This window comes from Nocardioides sp. S5 (genome assembly GCF_017310035.1).
In the GTDB taxonomy this organism is placed as follows: domain Bacteria; phylum Actinomycetota; class Actinomycetes; order Propionibacteriales; family Nocardioidaceae; genus Nocardioides.
The window spans coordinates 1007638-1022900 of the sequence record NZ_CP022296.1 but is presented as its reverse complement, the minus strand read 5'-3'; the positions used below and the strand labels follow the sequence as shown (position 1 = coordinate 1022900).

Annotated in this window: 15 protein-coding genes; 6 read left to right on the top strand and 9 right to left on the bottom strand. The window is 72.3% G+C overall.

Going from position 1 to position 15263, the window contains the following annotated elements; translation table 11 throughout:
- Positions 1-147 precede the first annotated feature (147 nt).
- Positions 148-843, top strand: a complete 696-nt coding sequence (locus CFI00_RS05080) for a M23 family metallopeptidase (protein WP_207084182.1) — start codon at positions 148-150, stop codon at positions 841-843.
- A 131-nt stretch (positions 844-974) separates the two neighbouring features.
- On the opposite strand, the gene pcrA is transcribed toward CFI00_RS05080, so the two are convergent.
- The 6 genes from pcrA to CFI00_RS05050 all read right to left on the bottom strand — a co-directional run bounded on the left by pcrA (position 975) and on the right by CFI00_RS05050 (position 7735).
- Complete coding sequence (pcrA, locus tag CFI00_RS05075; RefSeq protein WP_207084181.1) at positions 975-3341, bottom strand: DNA helicase PcrA; 2367 nt, start codon at positions 3339-3341, stop codon at positions 975-977.
- A gap of 58 nt (positions 3342-3399) precedes the next feature.
- The gene (locus tag CFI00_RS05070) at positions 3400-3753 is read right to left on the bottom strand and encodes a hypothetical protein (RefSeq protein ID WP_207084180.1); all 354 of its coding nucleotides are present in this window, start codon (positions 3751-3753) and stop codon (positions 3400-3402) included.
- A 25-nt stretch (positions 3754-3778) separates the two neighbouring features.
- Positions 3779-4231: a universal stress protein gene (locus tag CFI00_RS05065; protein WP_207084179.1), complete on the bottom strand. Its 453-nt coding sequence runs from the start codon at positions 4229-4231 to the stop codon at positions 3779-3781.
- Positions 4231-5664: an APC family permease gene (locus CFI00_RS05060; protein WP_207084178.1), complete on the bottom strand. Its 1434-nt coding sequence runs from the start codon at positions 5662-5664 to the stop codon at positions 4231-4233. The genes CFI00_RS05065 and CFI00_RS05060 overlap by 1 nt, the downstream gene beginning before the upstream one ends.
- Before the next feature lie 95 nt (positions 5665-5759).
- A complete protein-coding gene (locus tag CFI00_RS05055) occupies positions 5760-6428 on the bottom strand; it encodes a response regulator transcription factor (RefSeq protein ID WP_207084177.1) in 669 nt (222 codons plus the stop codon).
- The gene (locus CFI00_RS05050; RefSeq protein WP_207084176.1) at positions 6425-7735 is read right to left on the bottom strand and encodes an ATP-binding protein; all 1311 of its coding nucleotides are present in this window, start codon (positions 7733-7735) and stop codon (positions 6425-6427) included. Before CFI00_RS05050 ends, CFI00_RS05055 begins: the two co-directional genes overlap by 4 nt.
- A 144-nt stretch (positions 7736-7879) precedes the next feature.
- Here CFI00_RS05050 and CFI00_RS05045 point away from each other — a divergent pair, with 144 nt between their 5' ends.
- Positions 7880-9139 carry a PspC domain-containing protein gene (locus tag CFI00_RS05045; protein ID WP_207084175.1) on the top strand — a complete coding sequence of 420 codons (1260 nt, stop codon included), beginning with the start codon at positions 7880-7882 and terminating at the stop codon, positions 9137-9139.
- A gap of 12 nt (positions 9140-9151) precedes the next feature.
- Positions 9152-9433: a hypothetical protein gene (locus CFI00_RS05040; protein WP_207084174.1), complete on the top strand. Its 282-nt coding sequence runs from the start codon at positions 9152-9154 to the stop codon at positions 9431-9433.
- On the opposite strand, the gene CFI00_RS05035 is transcribed toward CFI00_RS05040, so the two are convergent.
- The 3 genes from CFI00_RS05035 to CFI00_RS05025 all read right to left on the bottom strand — a co-directional run bounded on the left by CFI00_RS05035 (position 9430) and on the right by CFI00_RS05025 (position 13343).
- Positions 9430-11118, bottom strand: coding sequence for an aminotransferase class V-fold PLP-dependent enzyme (locus CFI00_RS05035; protein WP_242532686.1), 1689 nt, complete (start codon positions 11116-11118; stop codon positions 9430-9432). The genes CFI00_RS05040 and CFI00_RS05035 overlap by 4 nt on opposite strands.
- Positions 11119-11149: 31 nt before the next feature.
- Positions 11150-12217: a glycerophosphodiester phosphodiesterase gene (locus CFI00_RS05030; RefSeq protein ID WP_207084173.1), complete on the bottom strand. Its 1068-nt coding sequence runs from the start codon at positions 12215-12217 to the stop codon at positions 11150-11152.
- A 64-nt stretch (positions 12218-12281) separates the two neighbouring features.
- The gene (locus CFI00_RS05025) at positions 12282-13343 is read right to left on the bottom strand and encodes a glycerophosphodiester phosphodiesterase family protein (protein ID WP_242532685.1); all 1062 of its coding nucleotides are present in this window, start codon (positions 13341-13343) and stop codon (positions 12282-12284) included.
- Positions 13344-13409: 66 nt separating this feature from the next.
- On the opposite strand from CFI00_RS05025, the gene CFI00_RS05020 reads away from it, so the two are divergent.
- The 3 genes from CFI00_RS05020 to CFI00_RS05010 all read left to right on the top strand — a co-directional run bounded on the left by CFI00_RS05020 (position 13410) and on the right by CFI00_RS05010 (position 15260).
- Positions 13410-13952 (top strand): YbaK/EbsC family protein, encoded by a 543-nt coding sequence (locus CFI00_RS05020; RefSeq protein ID WP_242532684.1) that lies wholly within the window; start codon positions 13410-13412, stop codon positions 13950-13952.
- A gap of 76 nt (positions 13953-14028) precedes the next feature.
- Positions 14029-14592, top strand: a complete 564-nt coding sequence (locus CFI00_RS05015) for a hypothetical protein (RefSeq protein ID WP_207084171.1) — start codon at positions 14029-14031, stop codon at positions 14590-14592.
- Positions 14589-15260 (top strand): alpha/beta fold hydrolase, encoded by a 672-nt coding sequence (locus CFI00_RS05010; RefSeq protein ID WP_207085707.1) that lies wholly within the window; start codon positions 14589-14591, stop codon positions 15258-15260. The genes CFI00_RS05015 and CFI00_RS05010 overlap by 4 nt, the downstream gene beginning before the upstream one ends.
- Positions 15261-15263 lie beyond the last annotated feature (3 nt).

The following is a 15263-nucleotide window of genomic DNA, read 5'->3' as shown; positions in this document are numbered from 1 at the left end:
AGATTGGTAAATACCCCTATGGGCAACCACCGAGCGGAGCGCGCTCCCCAGCGACGCACCTCGGCACCAGCCGCACCTGTGCACGGCAAGCGCCGTGCCGCAACGCCGCCGCGGCGGTCCCCTGTCCGGCTCCCGTCCCTGCCCCTCGTGGCCGGGGTCGCGGTCCTGGCGATCTCCGCAGGCGGCGCTGTCACCGCGTCCACCGCTGGCACGTCGGCCCTCGCGAGTGCCGGCTCCCAGATCGAGGCGAGCGGGTCCATCGGCTCCGTGACCGGCCAGACGATGTCGCGCCGCGGCGTGATCGTCAGCCGTGACGGCACCCGTCAGGCGGGCGAGGAGAGCGATCCCGAGCTGATCGCCCTCGCCGAGAAGCAGATGGCCGAGCGCGCTGCCAAGCTCGACGAGATGCGCAAGGCGGCCGAGGCGCAGGCGGCGAAGATCGAGGAGAACAAGTGGGTTCTCCCCCTCAACAGCTACGGCATCACCGCGACCTTCGGCCAGTACGGCCTCTGGGCCAGCTACCACACGGGCCTGGACTTCAACGCCAACTCCGGTGACCCGATCCTGTCGGTGGCCAACGGCACCGTCACCGAGACCGGCTACGACGGCGCCTATGGCAACAAGACCGTGGTCACCCTCGATGACGGCACCGAGATCTGGTACTGCCACCAGACCTCGATCTACGTCTCGGTCGGCGACCGCGTCAACGGCGGCGAGACCATCGGCACCGTAGGCGCGACCGGCAACGTCACCGGCTCCCACCTCCACCTCGAGGTGCGGCCGGGCGGCGGCGGTCCGGTCGACCCGTTCCAGGCCTTCGTCGAGCACGGGATTGTCCCCTGACCGACTCGCGGAGCGAGTCGGAAGTCAGGGGAGATTGAGCAAGCCCCGCGGCTGAGGAACGAAGCCGCGACGGGCGCGTCGAAATCTTCGACCCATGTGCCCGACAACCTGAGCCACGCGACCCGCGGCTGCTACAGCTTCTCGACCGGCGCGTAGCGCAGCAGCAGGCGCTTGACGCCGTCGGAGCCGAAGTCGATCGAGGCGACCGACTTCTCCGCCACCCCGTCGACGGCCACGACGGTGCCCATGCCGAACGAGTCGTGCAGGACCCTGTCCCCCGGCGCCAGGCTGGGGATCTCGCGCGCCGGCTTGGCCTTGGCGGCGGCGTCGGCACGCAGTGCGGCGGAGGAGAAGTTGCGGCGTCCGGCCTCGGTGGGTGCGCCGAGGCGGGTGGAGCCGCCGGCGTGGTCGGCACGGCCCCAGCGGGTCTGCTCCGCAGCCGTGCGCCGCCAGTCGACGAGGTCGATGGGCAGCTCGTCGAGGAACCGGCTGGCGGGGTTGTGGCTCGGGGCGCCCCAGGCGGAGCGGACGAGGGCTCGGGAGACGTAGAGGCGCTGCTGGGCGCGGGTGAGGCCGACATAGGCCAGACGGCGCTCCTCCTCCAGCTCCGGCTGGTCGCCCAGCGAGCGCTGGTGGGGGAAGACGCCGTCCTCCAGCCCGGTGAGGAACACGACCGGGAACTCCAGGCCCTTGGCGGTGTGGAGCGTCATCAGCGTGACGACGCCGGAGTCGTCGCCGTCCGGTGAGTCGGGGATCTGGTCGGCGTCGGCGACCAGGGCGACGCGCTCGAGGAAGTCGCCGAGCCCCACCGCGACCGTCCCGGCCTCCACCTCGGCGGGGTCCGCGCTGGGGCCGGGCTGGGGGTCCTCGGCGAACTCGCGCGCCACGGCGACGAGCTCGGCGAGGTTCTCCACGCGGGTGTCGTCCTGCGGGTCGTCGCTGGCCTCGAGCTCGGCGAGGTAGCCGGAGCGCTCGAGGACCGACTCCAGGATCACGTCGGGGCGCTCGTCGGCCTCGACCATCGACTGGAGCTCCTGGATGATCGCGACGAAGGCCTCGATGTTCTTCAGGCTCCGGGTGGCCAGGCCCGGCGCCTCGGCGGCACGGGTGAGCGCCTCCCAGAAGGTCGTGCGGTCGCGCTCGGCGAGCGCGGCGATGCAAGCCTCCGCCCGGTCGCCGATGCCGCGCTTGGGGGTGTTGAGCACCCGTCGCAGGGAGATCTCGTCGGCGGTGTTGACCAGCACCCGAAGGTAGGCGAGCGCGTCGCGGACCTCCTTGCGCTCGTAGAAGCGGACCCCGCCGACGACCTTGTAGGGCTGGCCGGTGCGGATGAACACCTCCTCGAAGACGCGCGACTGGGCGTTGGTGCGGTAGAAGACGGCCACGTCGGCCGGACGGACCCCGGCGTCGTCGACGAGCGTGTCGATCTCCTGGCTGACGAAGCGGGCCTCGTCGTGCTCGTCGTCGGAGACGTAGCCGACGATGCGGGCACCCTCCCCGGCATCGGTCCACAGCCGCTTGGGCTTGCGGCTGCGGTTGTTGCCGATCACCGCGTTGGCCGCGGACAGGATCGTCTGGGTGGAGCGGTAGTTCTGCTCCAGCAGGATGGTGGTGGCGTTGGGGAAGTCCTGCTCGAAGTCGAGGATGTTGCGGATGTCGGCACCGCGGAAGGCATAGATCGACTGGTCGGCGTCACCCACGACCATGAGCTCGCTGGGCTCGACCCGCTCCCCCGCGGCATCCTCCTCCTCGAAGGACTGCCCGCACAGCTGCTGGATGAGGCTGTACTGGGCGTGGTTGGTGTCCTGGTACTCGTCCACCAGCACGTGGCGGAAGCGGCGGCGGTAGTTCTCGCGCACGTCGGGGAACGCCTGCAGCAGGTGGACCGTGGTCATGATCAGGTCGTCGAAGTCGAGGGCGTTGGCGTCGCGCAGGCGGCGCTGGTAGTGGGTGTAGGCCTTGGCGTAGGCCTCCTCGAAGCTGTTGCGCGCCTCCTTGGTGACGTCCTCGGGGTCGCGCAGCTCGTTCTTCTGGTCCGAGACCCAGTTGAGCACGGCGTTGGGCTGGTAGCGCTTGGGGTCGAGCTCGAGGTCGCGCAGCACCAGGGTCATCAGGCGCTTGGAGTCGGCGGCGTCGTAGATGGAGAAGCTGGACTTGAAGCCGACCCGGTCGATCTCCTTGCGCAGGATCCGCACGCACGAGGAGTGGAAGGTCGAGACCCACATGATGCGGGCGCGGTTGCCCACCAGCTCCTGCACGCGCTCCTTCATCTCGGCCGCGGCCTTGTTGGTGAAGGTGATGGCCAGGATCGAGCCCGGGTGGGCCTTGCGCTCGTTGATCAGCCAGGCGATGCGGCGGGTCAGCACGCGGGTCTTGCCCGAGCCCGCACCGGCGACCACGAGCAGCGGAGCGCCCGCGTGGGTCACCGCCGCGCGCTGGGGGTCGTTGAGGCCCTCGAGGAGGGGGTGGTCGACGAGGGCGGCATCGGTAGGACTCATGACCGGCCAAGCCTATGCGGGAGGTGGGACAGCCGGAGGCCCCGCCCGCTCCTGTGGATCAGGCGTGGGTGGGCGACCAGAACACCGCGACCGCGATGTTGGCGATCGTGAGCGCGAGGAGCCCGAAGTAGAGCCCCTGCGGGACGCTCGGCTTGCGCATGTTGACCATCACCAGGACCAGGATGACCAGGCCGACGGCGAACTTCACGCCGATCTTCGCGTGGTCCGGCGAGCCGAGGCTCTCCAGGACGCCGACCAGCAGCAGCCCGGCGAGGAAGGCCGTCCCGATGCCGTCGCGCATCAGGGAGTTGACCACCTTCGGCTCCGAGCGCAGCTGCACGAGCAGGCCACCGAGCAGGGCCGCGAAGCCGAGGATGTGGACGAAGAGCAGCACCAGCCGCAGGGTCTCCATGGCGGGATCCTACGGCCGGTGGTGCCTACTTCTTCTTCCGGGGCGCGGGGCGTACGACGAGCACCGGGCACGGCGCGTAGTGCTGCACGCGCTGGGCGGTGCTGCCGACGAGGACGGCGTCGCTCAGGCCGCGACCGCCGGCCGCCACCACGACCAGCCCGGCGTCGTACTGCTTGGCCGCCTTGATGATCTCGTTGGCAGCCGAGCCGCTCCGCACCCGCTTGTTGACCTTGGGACCCCAGCCCTCGAAGACCTTCGCGATCGTCTCGACGGCGTTCTCGGCGGCCTCTCGGAACGAACCCGTGGGCCACGCGTCGCTGCCCTCGGACACCTCGTCGGCGAAGGCCACCGACGCCAGGGGCCGGACGACCGCCACGACGGAGATCTCGGTGACCTTCGTCGGGTCGGCGAAGGACTTGAGGTGCTTGGCGGCGGCCAACGACTGCTTCGAGCCGTCCGTGGCGACGATGACGTGCATCAGAGGTCTCCCTTGGGGGTGCGCGAGGCGGTGCCGGGACGCGGCTCGGACTTGTTGCCGAACAGCTGCTCGGCCACGTAGAGGACCACCCCGACGGCGAGCAGCCCGGCACACCACCAGAGCGAGGCCGGGTCGTCGTAGATGGCGTAGTAGAGGATGGCGAGGTTCCCGACGAGCCCGACGACCAGCAGGGGCGTGCTGGCGCGGAACGCGCGCTCGTCCTCGTCCCGGCCGCGCAGCTTGAGACAGGTCACGATCACCAGCGCGTAGATGGCGAGCAGGAAGACGACCGTCACCAGGGCCAGTCGCTCGACGATGTCGATGCCGCCGCCCGCCTCGGTGATCAGCGTGCCGGCGACGAGCAGCCCGCCCACCACCAGGCCGCTGAACAGCAGGCCGACCCAGGGACTGCGCCGGCTGGAGTGGACCTTGGCGAAGACACCCGGGACGACGTCCTCGCGCGCCATGCCGTAGAGGATGCGGGGCTGCGTCACCAGGGTGACGAGGGTGGTGTTGGTGATGGCGACGAGCGCGATGATGGTGAAGATCGTGGTCATCAGCTCGGTGGAGAAGGGCAGGATGCCCTGCTTGACCACCTCGAGCAGCGCGACGTCGGACTCCGCCAGCTGGTCGACCGGCACGGTGAGCGCGGCCGCCATCGAGACCAGCACGTAGACGATGCCCGCAACGATCATGCCGCCGATGAGCGAGCGCGGGAACGCCTTGTAGGGGTCGACCGTCTCCTCGGCGACGTTGGCGGTGTTCTCGAACCCCGTCATGGCGAAGAACGACAGCGCCACCCCGGCGAGGACGGCGAGCGCCGGGTTGCCGGAGACGCTGATGTCGGTGAGCGTCCCGAAGTCCGCGTTGCCCTGGGCGATGTAGTAGACGGCGATGATCATCACGATGACCAGGCCGCTGAGCTCCACGAACGTCATCAGCATGTTCATCACGACCGACTCGGTGATGCCGATGTAGTTGATCAGCACCAGCAGGGCGACGAAGACGAGCGAGACGAGCAGCGCCGGCGGACCGCCACCGTCGAAGAGCTGGCCGAAGTAGGAGGCGAACCCCGCGGCGAGCGAGCCGGACGCGGCGAAGCTGGCCGACAGGAAGGACACGGTGACCAGGAAGGTCAGGGCCTTGTTGCCGAAGGCCTTCTGGACGTAGAGCGACGAACCGGCCGCCTGGGGGTACTTGGTGACCAGCTCGGCGTACGCCGATCCGGTGATCGCTGCGACGGTCACCCCGGCGGCGAAGGCGATCCAGAACGCCCCACCGACCGCTGCCGCCACCAGTCCGATGAGGACGTAGATGCCCGACCCGAGAACGTCGCCCAGCGTGTAGAAGAACAGCTGCGCCCCGGTGATAGACCGCTTCAGGCCGCCGTCGTCGTCAGTGCGCGATGGCGAGGTTGCAGTGCTGTCGGCCACGGAGGCCTCGCTTCCGAGAGGAGATGGGTGCGTCGAGCCCATCGGTTCCGCCCGACGTTGTCAATCGTCGCCCACCCCGCCGGATGGCATCGCGCCTACAGCAGACGCCGGTCCGAGGCCCACTTCGTGAGCTCGTGGCGACTCGAGAGCTGGAGCTTGCGCAGCACCGACGACATGTGGGTCTCGACGGTCTTCACCGAGATGAACAGCTCCTTGGCGACCTCCTTGTAGGCGTAGCCGCGGGCGATCAGGCGCATCACCTCCCGCTCGCGCTCGGTCAGCCGGTCCAGGTCCTCGTCGACGGCAGCGACGTCGATCGACCCGGCGAAGGCGTCGAGCACGAAGCCGGCCAGGCGGGGCGAGAAGACGGCGTCGCCACCCGCCACCCGCACGATCGCGTCGACCAGCTCGGGCCCGGTGATGGTCTTGGTGACGTAGCCGCGAGCGCCGCCGCGGATGGTGCCGATGACGTCCTCGGCGGCGTCGGAGACCGACAGCGCGAGGTAGAGCGTGTCGGGCGACGGCTGGCGGCGCATCACCTCCACGCCTCCCCCGCCGGGCAGGTGCACGTCGAGCAGCACCACCTGCGGACGGAGGTCGCTCACCACCGCGACGGCTGCGTCCGCGTCGGCGGCCTCGCCGACGACCTCCACGACCCCGGCGCCGCTCGCGGCGAGCTCGGCACGGACCCCGCCCCGGAACATCGCGTGGTCGTCGACCAGGACGACCCGCACGGGGTCGGCGTCGTGGGTGGGCTGGCTCATCGGTTCTCCTCGTCTGCGGCCCGGCCGGGGTGGCCGGCGCGGGGTGCGGTGCGGGGCATGTGCAGCCGGACCTCGGTGCCCTCGCCCGGCGCCGAGCGTACGTCCGCCCGACCGCCGTGGCGCGCCATCCGGTCCACGATGCTGCTGCGCACGCCGTGGCGGTCCGTCGCCACGGCGGCGGGGTCGAAGCCGGCGCCACGGTCGCGGACGAAGACGTCGACGGCCGACTCGGACGTCTCGGCGTAGACGTCGGCGCGCTCGGTGCCGGCGTGCTTGGCGACGTTGACCACCGCCTCCCGCGCGGCGTGCACCAGGGGGCGCAGCGACTCGTCGACGGGGCAGTCGCCGACGGTGACGACGTCGACGACCACGCGGTGCTGCGACTCGACGTCGGCGGCCATCTCCTTCAGCGCACCGGCCAGCGTGGTGGCGTCGGTGCTCTCGGCCTCGAAGAGCCACTGGCGCAGGTCGCGCTCCTGGGAGCGGGCGAGCCGGGCGACGGTGGTGGCGTCGTGGGAGTTCTTCTGGATCAGGGCGAGGGTCTGGAGCACGGAGTCGTGCAGGTGGGCGGCCATGTCGGCGCGCTCCTGGGTGCGCACCCGCTCGGCGCGCTCGGCGCCGAGGTCGTCGACGAGGCGCAGCGCCCACGGCCCCACCACGATGGCCAGTCCGAGCAGACCGAGCAGCCCGGCGACCACCACGGGCACGGCGAAGCGCGCCTGGCCGGCCGCGACCGCGAAGACGATGAGGGCGGAGAGGATCAGGCCCAGGCCCGCGGCGATGCGGCCGTACGCCGCCCAGCCGCCGTTGCCGAAGACCGCGCGGAACGGGTCGATGCGTCCCGTCGTGTCGGTCCAGCGCTCGCGCTGCGCCTCGTCGGCCTGGCGCCACAGCAGCGCGATGCCGGAGACGCCGAGGACGACCGGCCAGAAGAGCGCACCCTGGCCGAAGATGCCCTCGAAGCCGAGCACGACGCCGAAGAACAGCGCACCGAGGGCGATCGCGGGTCCTGCGTCGCGCAGCCGTGAGCGGCGACCGGGCCGCTTGCCGGTGCGCGACGCGCTCTCGAGGCCGGGGGCGCCCACCTCGAAGCGCTGGTCGGCGGGCAGGAACATCCACAGCCCGGCGTAGAGCATCAGCCCGAAGCCGCCGAGGAACGCGGTGGCGACGAAGAAGCCCCGCACCCAGAGCACCGGGACCGCGAGGTGCACCGCGAGGCCGCCGGCGACGCCACCGGCGATCGGCGACGACAGGTCGCGGAAGGCGCGGCGCGAGCGGCTGCTGCGGTGCGGGTAGGTCTGCGTCATCGTGGCTCCATCGTCGCAGGGCGCCGCGCGCGCCACCATGAGGACAGACCCCGAGCCGACCCTGAGTCGCCTCCCCCGCAGCACGCCTGCGAATCAGGGCTGTCCCCGATGGTGGCCGGGGTCGGGGAAGAGCAGAGTGGAGCCATGGACACCCCGAGCACCACCCCCACCGGCACGGACGAGCAGCCGACGCCTCCGCCGTCGGGCCCTGCCGGCCCCCGCGTGAGCCGCGACGAGATGAAGGACCTCGGCCGGCTGCGGCGCAGCGTCACCGACCGGCACGTCGCCGGGGTCGCCGGCGGCCTGGCCCGCCACCTCGACGTCGACGTCATCATCATCCGCGTCGCGCTGGTCGTCGGGGTCTTCTTCGGCGGGGCCGGGCTCATCGCCTACGTCGGCGCATGGCTCCTCGTGCCCGAGGAGGGCACCGACGACCGGCCGCTCGGCCTCGACGTGCGCAGCCGCTCGCTCGCCCTCGCGGGTGTCGGCGTCCTGGCGCTGCTGAGCGCCGTCGGCGACTGGGCCGGGGCGTTCTGGTTCCCGTGGCCGCTGGCGATCGTGGCCGCGATCGTCATCTGGTTCCTCAACCGCAAGGACCGCTCCACTTCCCGCTCCGGCTACGGGTACGCCGGTCCTGCCGCGCCGGGCAGCGCGCAGCAGCCCGACCCCACGACCGGGCTCGACCCCGCCGGGTGGGACCAGGGCGGCTGGGACCAGGGCGGCTGGGACCAGAGCGGCTGGGACCAGACCGCGTGGCAGCCGCCGGAGGCGTACGCCCGGGCGCCGCGGCAGTACCGCAACCCGCGTCGCCGCGGCCCGATCCTCTTCTTCTTCACCGTCGCGCTGATCGCGCTCGCCGAGGGCGTGCTCGGCGTGGTCGACCTCGCCGGGGTGGCCGTGGCGGAGAGCGCCTACCCGGCGCTGGCGCTCGGCATCACCGCGGCCATGCTCGTGGTCGGCGCCTTCTGGGGCCGTGCAGGCGGCCTGATCGCCCTCGGCCTGGTGGCCGCCCTGGCCACGGCGGCCACCACCGCCACGAGCAGCTTCCCCGACGACCGGCTGTCCTACGCGCCGACCAGCGCCGCCGACGTGCGTGACTCCTACGACCTCGGGGGCGGCGAGCTCACCCTCGACCTGTCCGACGTCTCCGACGTGGACGCGCTCGACGGACGCGCCGTGACCGTCGACGGTGTCGGCGGCCGCGTGGAGGTGGTGGTCCCCGACGGCATGGACGTCACCGTGCGGACCGACCTGTTCGCCGGCGACAGCCGGGTCTTCGACGAGCGTCGCGACGGTCTCGACGTCAACCTCGACGGGTTCCGCGACGGCGGCGACGAGGTCCCCGACATGTCCATCACCATCGACCTGTTCGCCGGCGAGGTCATCGTCCGCGAAGCAGCCTGAGGAGCACCCGAGATGAGCACAGACATGAACGAGCACTACGGCTACGACGAGCCGATGGTCGGCCCCCTCGACGCTCCGGAGCGGCGCAGGGGCTTCCACCCGGTCAACGTCGGCCACCTCGTGATGGGCGTGGCCTTCGCCGGGATGGTGCTGGTCTGGGCCCTCGTCCAGGGCGGCGTCGTCGCGGACGACGAGCTGCGGTGGCTGATGCCTATCCCGTGGATCGCGGCCGGCGCCGCCGGTCTCGCGGCGACGGTGTGGGCCTCGCGCCGCGCGGGCGAGGGACGCGCCTAGCCCAGCGAGCAGGCCGGCAGCGCGAACCACCGCAGGCCGTCGAAGTCCGCACCGAGGTGCGCGGCGTCCGACCAGTCCGGCGGCGACGCGGCGGCCATGATCGCGCGGCCCTCGTCGAGGTGCTCGCGGAGCACCGAGACGGGGGCCGTCATCGTGTGCGAGGGCCACGTCATCGCCCCGTCGGCGGCGTACGACACGTCCGCGAGGCGCAGCGGCGGCTCCACCGGTCCGGTGCGGTGGTGCCACAGCCCGGTGAGCGGGTCGAAGCGGTAGTCGCCGAGCAGCCGCCAGCCCTCGCGGGCGACGAGGCGCACCGCCTCCACGACGTAGGAGAAGACCTCCTCGTCGACGAAGTAGTTGAAGTTGACCCGCACCCAGCCCGGCTTGATGCCCTCGCACCCGCCGGCGATCTGCGCCTCGAACTGGTGGCTGGTGTCGAGGTCGATGTCGAGCAGCCGGTGGCCGTAGGGACCGGCGCACGAGCAGCCGCCGCGGGTCTGGATGCCGAAGAGGTCGTTGAGCAGCGCGACCACGAAGTTGTGGTGGAGGTAGGACCCGTCGGGCGCCTTGATGACGAACGACACGATCGAGAGCCGCTGGGAGTCGAGGTTGCCGAGGATCTGGATGGTCGGCTCGGCGACCCACGCCTCGACCGCCCGGCCCAGCAGCTCCTCCTCGTGCGCCTGGATCGTCTCGACCCCGACCGCCTGCTTGAGCTGGAAGACCAGCCCGGCGCGGATCGACTCGACGATGGCGGGGGTGCCGCCCTCCTCGCGGTGGGCGGGGTCGTCGAGGTAGCGGTGCTCGGTGGGGTTGACGTACATCACCGTGCCGCCGCCGGGCACGACCGGCACCCGGTTGGTCATCAGCTCGCGGCGCACGACCAGCACCCCGGGCGTGCCGGGACCGCCGATGAACTTGTGCGGGCTGATGAAGATCGCGTCCTTGACCGACCTGCCGGGGCCGTACATCTCGATGTCGACGTAGGGCGCGCACGCGGCGAAGTCCCAGAAGCTCAGCGCGCCGTGCTCGTGGAGCAGGTCGGCCACGCCCTCGGTGTCGGTCACGATGCCGGTGACGTTGGAGGCCGCGGAGAACGACCCGATCTTGAGCGGCCGGTCGGCGTGGGCCTCGAGCTCCTCGCGGAGGTGGTCGAGGGAGACCCGGCCGTCGGCGTCCTCGTGGATCGTGACGACGTCCGCGATCGTCTCGCGCCACGGGATCTCGTTGGAGTGGTGCTCGAAGGGGCCGATGAACACCACCGGGCGCTCCTCGGGCGGGATCGCGGCGGTGAGGTGGTAGCGGTCCTCGAGCGCCGCCGGGACGCGCAGGCCCAGGATGCCGATCAGCTTGTCGATCGCCGCGGTGCTGCCGGAGCCGCAGAACACCACGACCGTCTCGTCGTCGCCCCCGACGGCCTCGCGGATGATCCGCCGGGCGTCCTCGCGGAGCCGGGTCGTCTGGAGGCCGGTGCCGCTCGCCTCGGTGTGGGTGTTGGCGTAGGCCGGCAGCACTTCGTCGCGGATGAAGTCCTCGATGAAGGCCAGGCTGCGGCCGGACGCGGTGTAGTCGGCATAGGTCACGCGGCGCGGGCCGTAGGGGCCCTGCATCACCTGGTCGTCGCCGATGACGGACGCGCGGATGCGCTCGAGGAGGGCGGACGAGGCAGCGGATTCGTGCGTCACGACCCGAGCCTACGCCCGCCCCGCCCCGCGATCAGCGCACGTCGAGGACGTCGGCCACCACGTCCGGGTGGTCGCTGAAGATGCCGTCGACACCGGCGTCGAGGAAGGCCCGCGCCTCGGCGGCCAGGTCGCCGGCGGCGTTCGGGTCCGTGCCGCTCCTGAAGCGGGCGTCCATGAACTGGTTCTCCAGGCGCAGCGTCCACACGTGCACGACCAGCCCGGCGGCGTGCGCGTCGGCGACGACGGCCGTCGGGACGGTGGCACCGCGTGGGAGCACGACGAACTTGTTGGCGCCCAGCCCGTCGGCGTACGTCGCGATCGCGCGCAGGCCGGCGGCGGTGAGCATCGAGGCGTACGTCGTGCCGGGGAGGTCGGCGGGCCCGCCCGCGGCGTCGACGAGCTGGGCGAGCGGGACGTCCACCATCGTGTCGAGCTCGCGGAGGTTCGACACCTCGAAGGACTGGATGACGACCGGGTCGTCGGCATCGTCCCACTTGCGCTTCTCCAGGGCCGCGACGAGCGGCTCCTCCAGCGAGAGGCCGATGGAGTCGAAGTAGGACGGGTGCTTGGTCTCGGGATAGATGCCCACGCCGGCGCGGCGGGCCAGCTTGATGACCTGGTCGAGGGTCGGGATCCGCTCCTGGCCGTCGTACGCCGTGTTGTCGGGGCGCACCTGCGGCAGCCGCTCCTTGGCGCGCAGGGTGCGCAGCTCGCGGTAGGTGAAGTCCTCGGTGAACCAGCCGGTCACCGGGCGGCCGTCGATGACCTTGGTGGCGCGGCGGTCGGCGAACTCGGGGTGGTCGGCGACGTCGGTCGTGCCGCTGATCTCGTTCTCGTGGCGCGCGACGAGGACCCCGTCCTTGGTGCTGACGAGGTCGGGCTCGATGTAGTCGGCGCCCTGCGCGATGGCGAGGCGGTAGGCAGCGAGCGTGTGCTCGGGTCGGTAGCCCGAGGCGCCGCGGTGCCCGATCAGGATCGGCTCCACGAGTGACGGCTCGCGAGGCTCTGCCGGAGCGGCGGTGGCGGGAGCCGAGAAGGAGGTGAGGGTGGCGGCGAGTGCCAGGGCGAGAGCGGCCGCGGGGGCCTTCCGAGAGGTCATGCCGACGAGGCTGCCCGTCCCGGACGGCGTCCGGGACACGCCCCGGTGAACGTCCCGTGACGGGTCAGCGACCGACGGCCATGAGGCCCTCGCGCAGCACCGCGACGGCCGCGTCCGGGTGGTCGGTGATCACGCCGTCGACCCCGGCAGCGAGCAGGGCGCGCACCTCGCCGGCCATGTCGCCCAGTGCGTCGGGAGCCGACCCGCGGCGCAGGTTGGTCGGCAGGTAGCGGTTCTCGCCGCGCACGGTCCACACGTGCACCGTGAGGCCGCGGCGGTGCGCGTCGCGGACCAGCCCGGACGGGGCATCGATCGCCCCGGCCCGGTCGCGCGGCAGCACCAGCGACGTGTGCGGCCCGATGCCGTCGGCGTAGTCGTCGATCCACGCCAGGCCCTCGGGCGAGACCAGGTCGGCGTAGGTGCGGGGCTCACCGGCCGCCTCGAGGTCGGCCGGACGCCGGTGCAGCGAGCCGAGGAGCTGGACCAGCGAGAGCCGGGTCCGCCCCGCGAGCCGGCGCAGGATGGTGGTCTCGAACGACATGATCGACACCCGCGCCCACGGGTGGTCGAGGCCGTGGCGGGCGAGCTCGCGCAGGAGGGGGACGTCGAGCGGCAGGCCGATCGCGTCGTGGTGGGCGGCGTGCTTGAGCTCGAGCAGCACCCCGACGGCACGTCCGCGCCGCGCCGACTCGGCCCCGACCATCGCCAGCACCTCGGTGAGGGTCGCCACTCCCTCGACCCCGTCGTACGCCGCACTGGCGGGACGGGTCTGCGGCATCCGCTCGCGGGCGGTGAGCGTCTTCAGCTCGCGCAGCGTGAGGTCGTGGACGAACCAGCCGTGCTGCTCCTCCCCGTCGACGACGACGGTGCGGCGCAGGTGGGCGAGCTCGGGGCGACCCGCGACGTCGGTGGTCGCACTGAGCTCGAGGTCGTGACGGGCCACCAGCACCCCGTCCCGGGTGGAGACGAGGTCGAGCTCGATGTCGTCGGCGCCCATGCGGATCGCGGTCCGGTAGGCGTCGAGGGTGTGCTCGGGACGGTGCCCGCTGGCGCCGCGGTGCGCAACCACGGCGGGCGTGAGGACCAACGACGGGGCCATCTCGAGCGCCTCGCGGGTCACCGTCATGGCACCACCGTGACGGCTGCGCGGGACCGGGCGGTGACGCGGACATGAATGGCGCATGATGGCCGCGTGACACTCCCGAGCTTCCCGTCCCTGACGTCCTTGCCGGTCGCCGACCACACCGCGCTGGTGGCGGCTCCGGTCGCCGAGGCCCTGGCCGGCTGGTCCGGCGCGAGCGAGGTCGCGGTGGTCGACATCGACCCCGACCTCGCCGACACGGCGGCGATGAGCGGGGCCTACGACATCCCGATGACCGCGAGCGGCAACTGCGTCGTGGTCGCCGGGACCCGCGCCGGCGACGAGCGGATCGCCGCCTGCGTGGTCCGCGCCGACACGCGCGCCGACGTCAACACGCTCGTGCGCAAGATGCTCGACGTCCGCAAGGCGTCCTTCCTGCCGATGGACCGGGCCGTCGAGGAGACGGGGATGGAGCACGGCGGCATCACCCCGGTCGGGCTGCCGGCCGGGTGGCGGGTGCTGGTGCACGAGGCGCTGCTCGACGAGCCCGTCGTCGTGCTCGGCAGCGGCGTACGCCGCTCCAAGCTGCTGGTGCCCGGCCGGCTGCTGGCCGACCTGCCGGGGGCCGAGGTCGTGGAGGGTCTGGGCCGCTGAGGGCATGAGGCCGCGCACGCGGGGTACGGACAGCGGTCAGCAGACCACGTCACCCCCCGTCACCTCCGGAGGAACCATGTCCCAGAACACGAACACCCTGTCCCGCTCGCTCCACGACATCGGCCTGGCGGCCTGGTTCGGCGGCACGCTGGCCAACGCGACCGCGCTCAACGCGGCTGCCGCCCAGGCCGACTCCCCGAGCGGCACCGGCGCGGTGGCCAACGTCGGCTGGGACCGCTGGACCCCGGTGAACGCCGCCGCCATCGCGGCGCACCTCCTCGGCAGCATCGGCATGCTCGGCTCCGACGCCGGCCGCGTGACCGCCCAGAAGGGCGCCCTGCGCACCACGATGGTCAAGACCGGGCTGACCGCCGCCGCGCTGGGCGTGACGGCCTACAGCCGGGTGCTGGGCAAGCGCGTGTCGGCACAGACCGCGGTGCCCGCGGAGTCGGGCACCGAGCCCTCGACGGGCACCCCGAGCGACGTCGCCGCGGCCCAGCGCCAGCTCCGGATGCTGCAATGGGCGGTCCCCGCACTCACCGGCGCGCTCGTCGTGATCAGCGCGCGCGCCGGCGAGGAGCAGCGCCCGACCACCGTGCTCGAGGGCATCACCGCCCGGATCCCGGGCCTGCACGGGTGACCGACGCCCGGCTCGTCCCCGTCCGCGCGCCCCGCGACCCCGAGGGTGTGGTGGTCGTGCTGCACGGCGGGGCGAGCCGGGGCGAGCGCGCGATGGTGAGCCCGACCCAGCTGTCGGTGCTGCGGATGGTGCCAGTCGCGCGGCGCATCGCCCGCGCCGGGCGCTCGCGGCTGGCCGTCCACCGGCTCCTCAACTCCCACCGCGGCTGGGACTCGCAGACCACGCCGGTGATGGACCTCGCGTGGGCGCTCGAGCAGGTCGCCGAGCGGCACGGCGACGTGCCGGTCGCCCTCGTCGGCCACTCGCTCGGCGGACGGGCCGCGCTGCTCGGCGGCGACGCGCCGCAGGTCCGGTCGGTGGTGGCCCTCAACCCGTGGGTGCTGCCGAGCGACCGCGTCGACCTGGCTGGTCGCCAGGTCCTCGTCGTGCACGGCACCGACGACCGGATCGCCCTCCCCTCGCGGTCCGCCGACCTGGCGCGTCGCCTCGGGCGTGACGCGTCCGTCGGCTACGTCTCGGTGCCCGGTGCCCGGCACGCGATGTTGCGCCACGGCTCCACCTTCGAGTCGTACGCCGCGGAGTTCGTCACCGCGACGTTGCTGGGGTCGGAGCCGCGCAGCCGCGCCGTCGCGGAGGTCCTGGACGGCGCGGCGTACGTCGAGGGCTGAGCT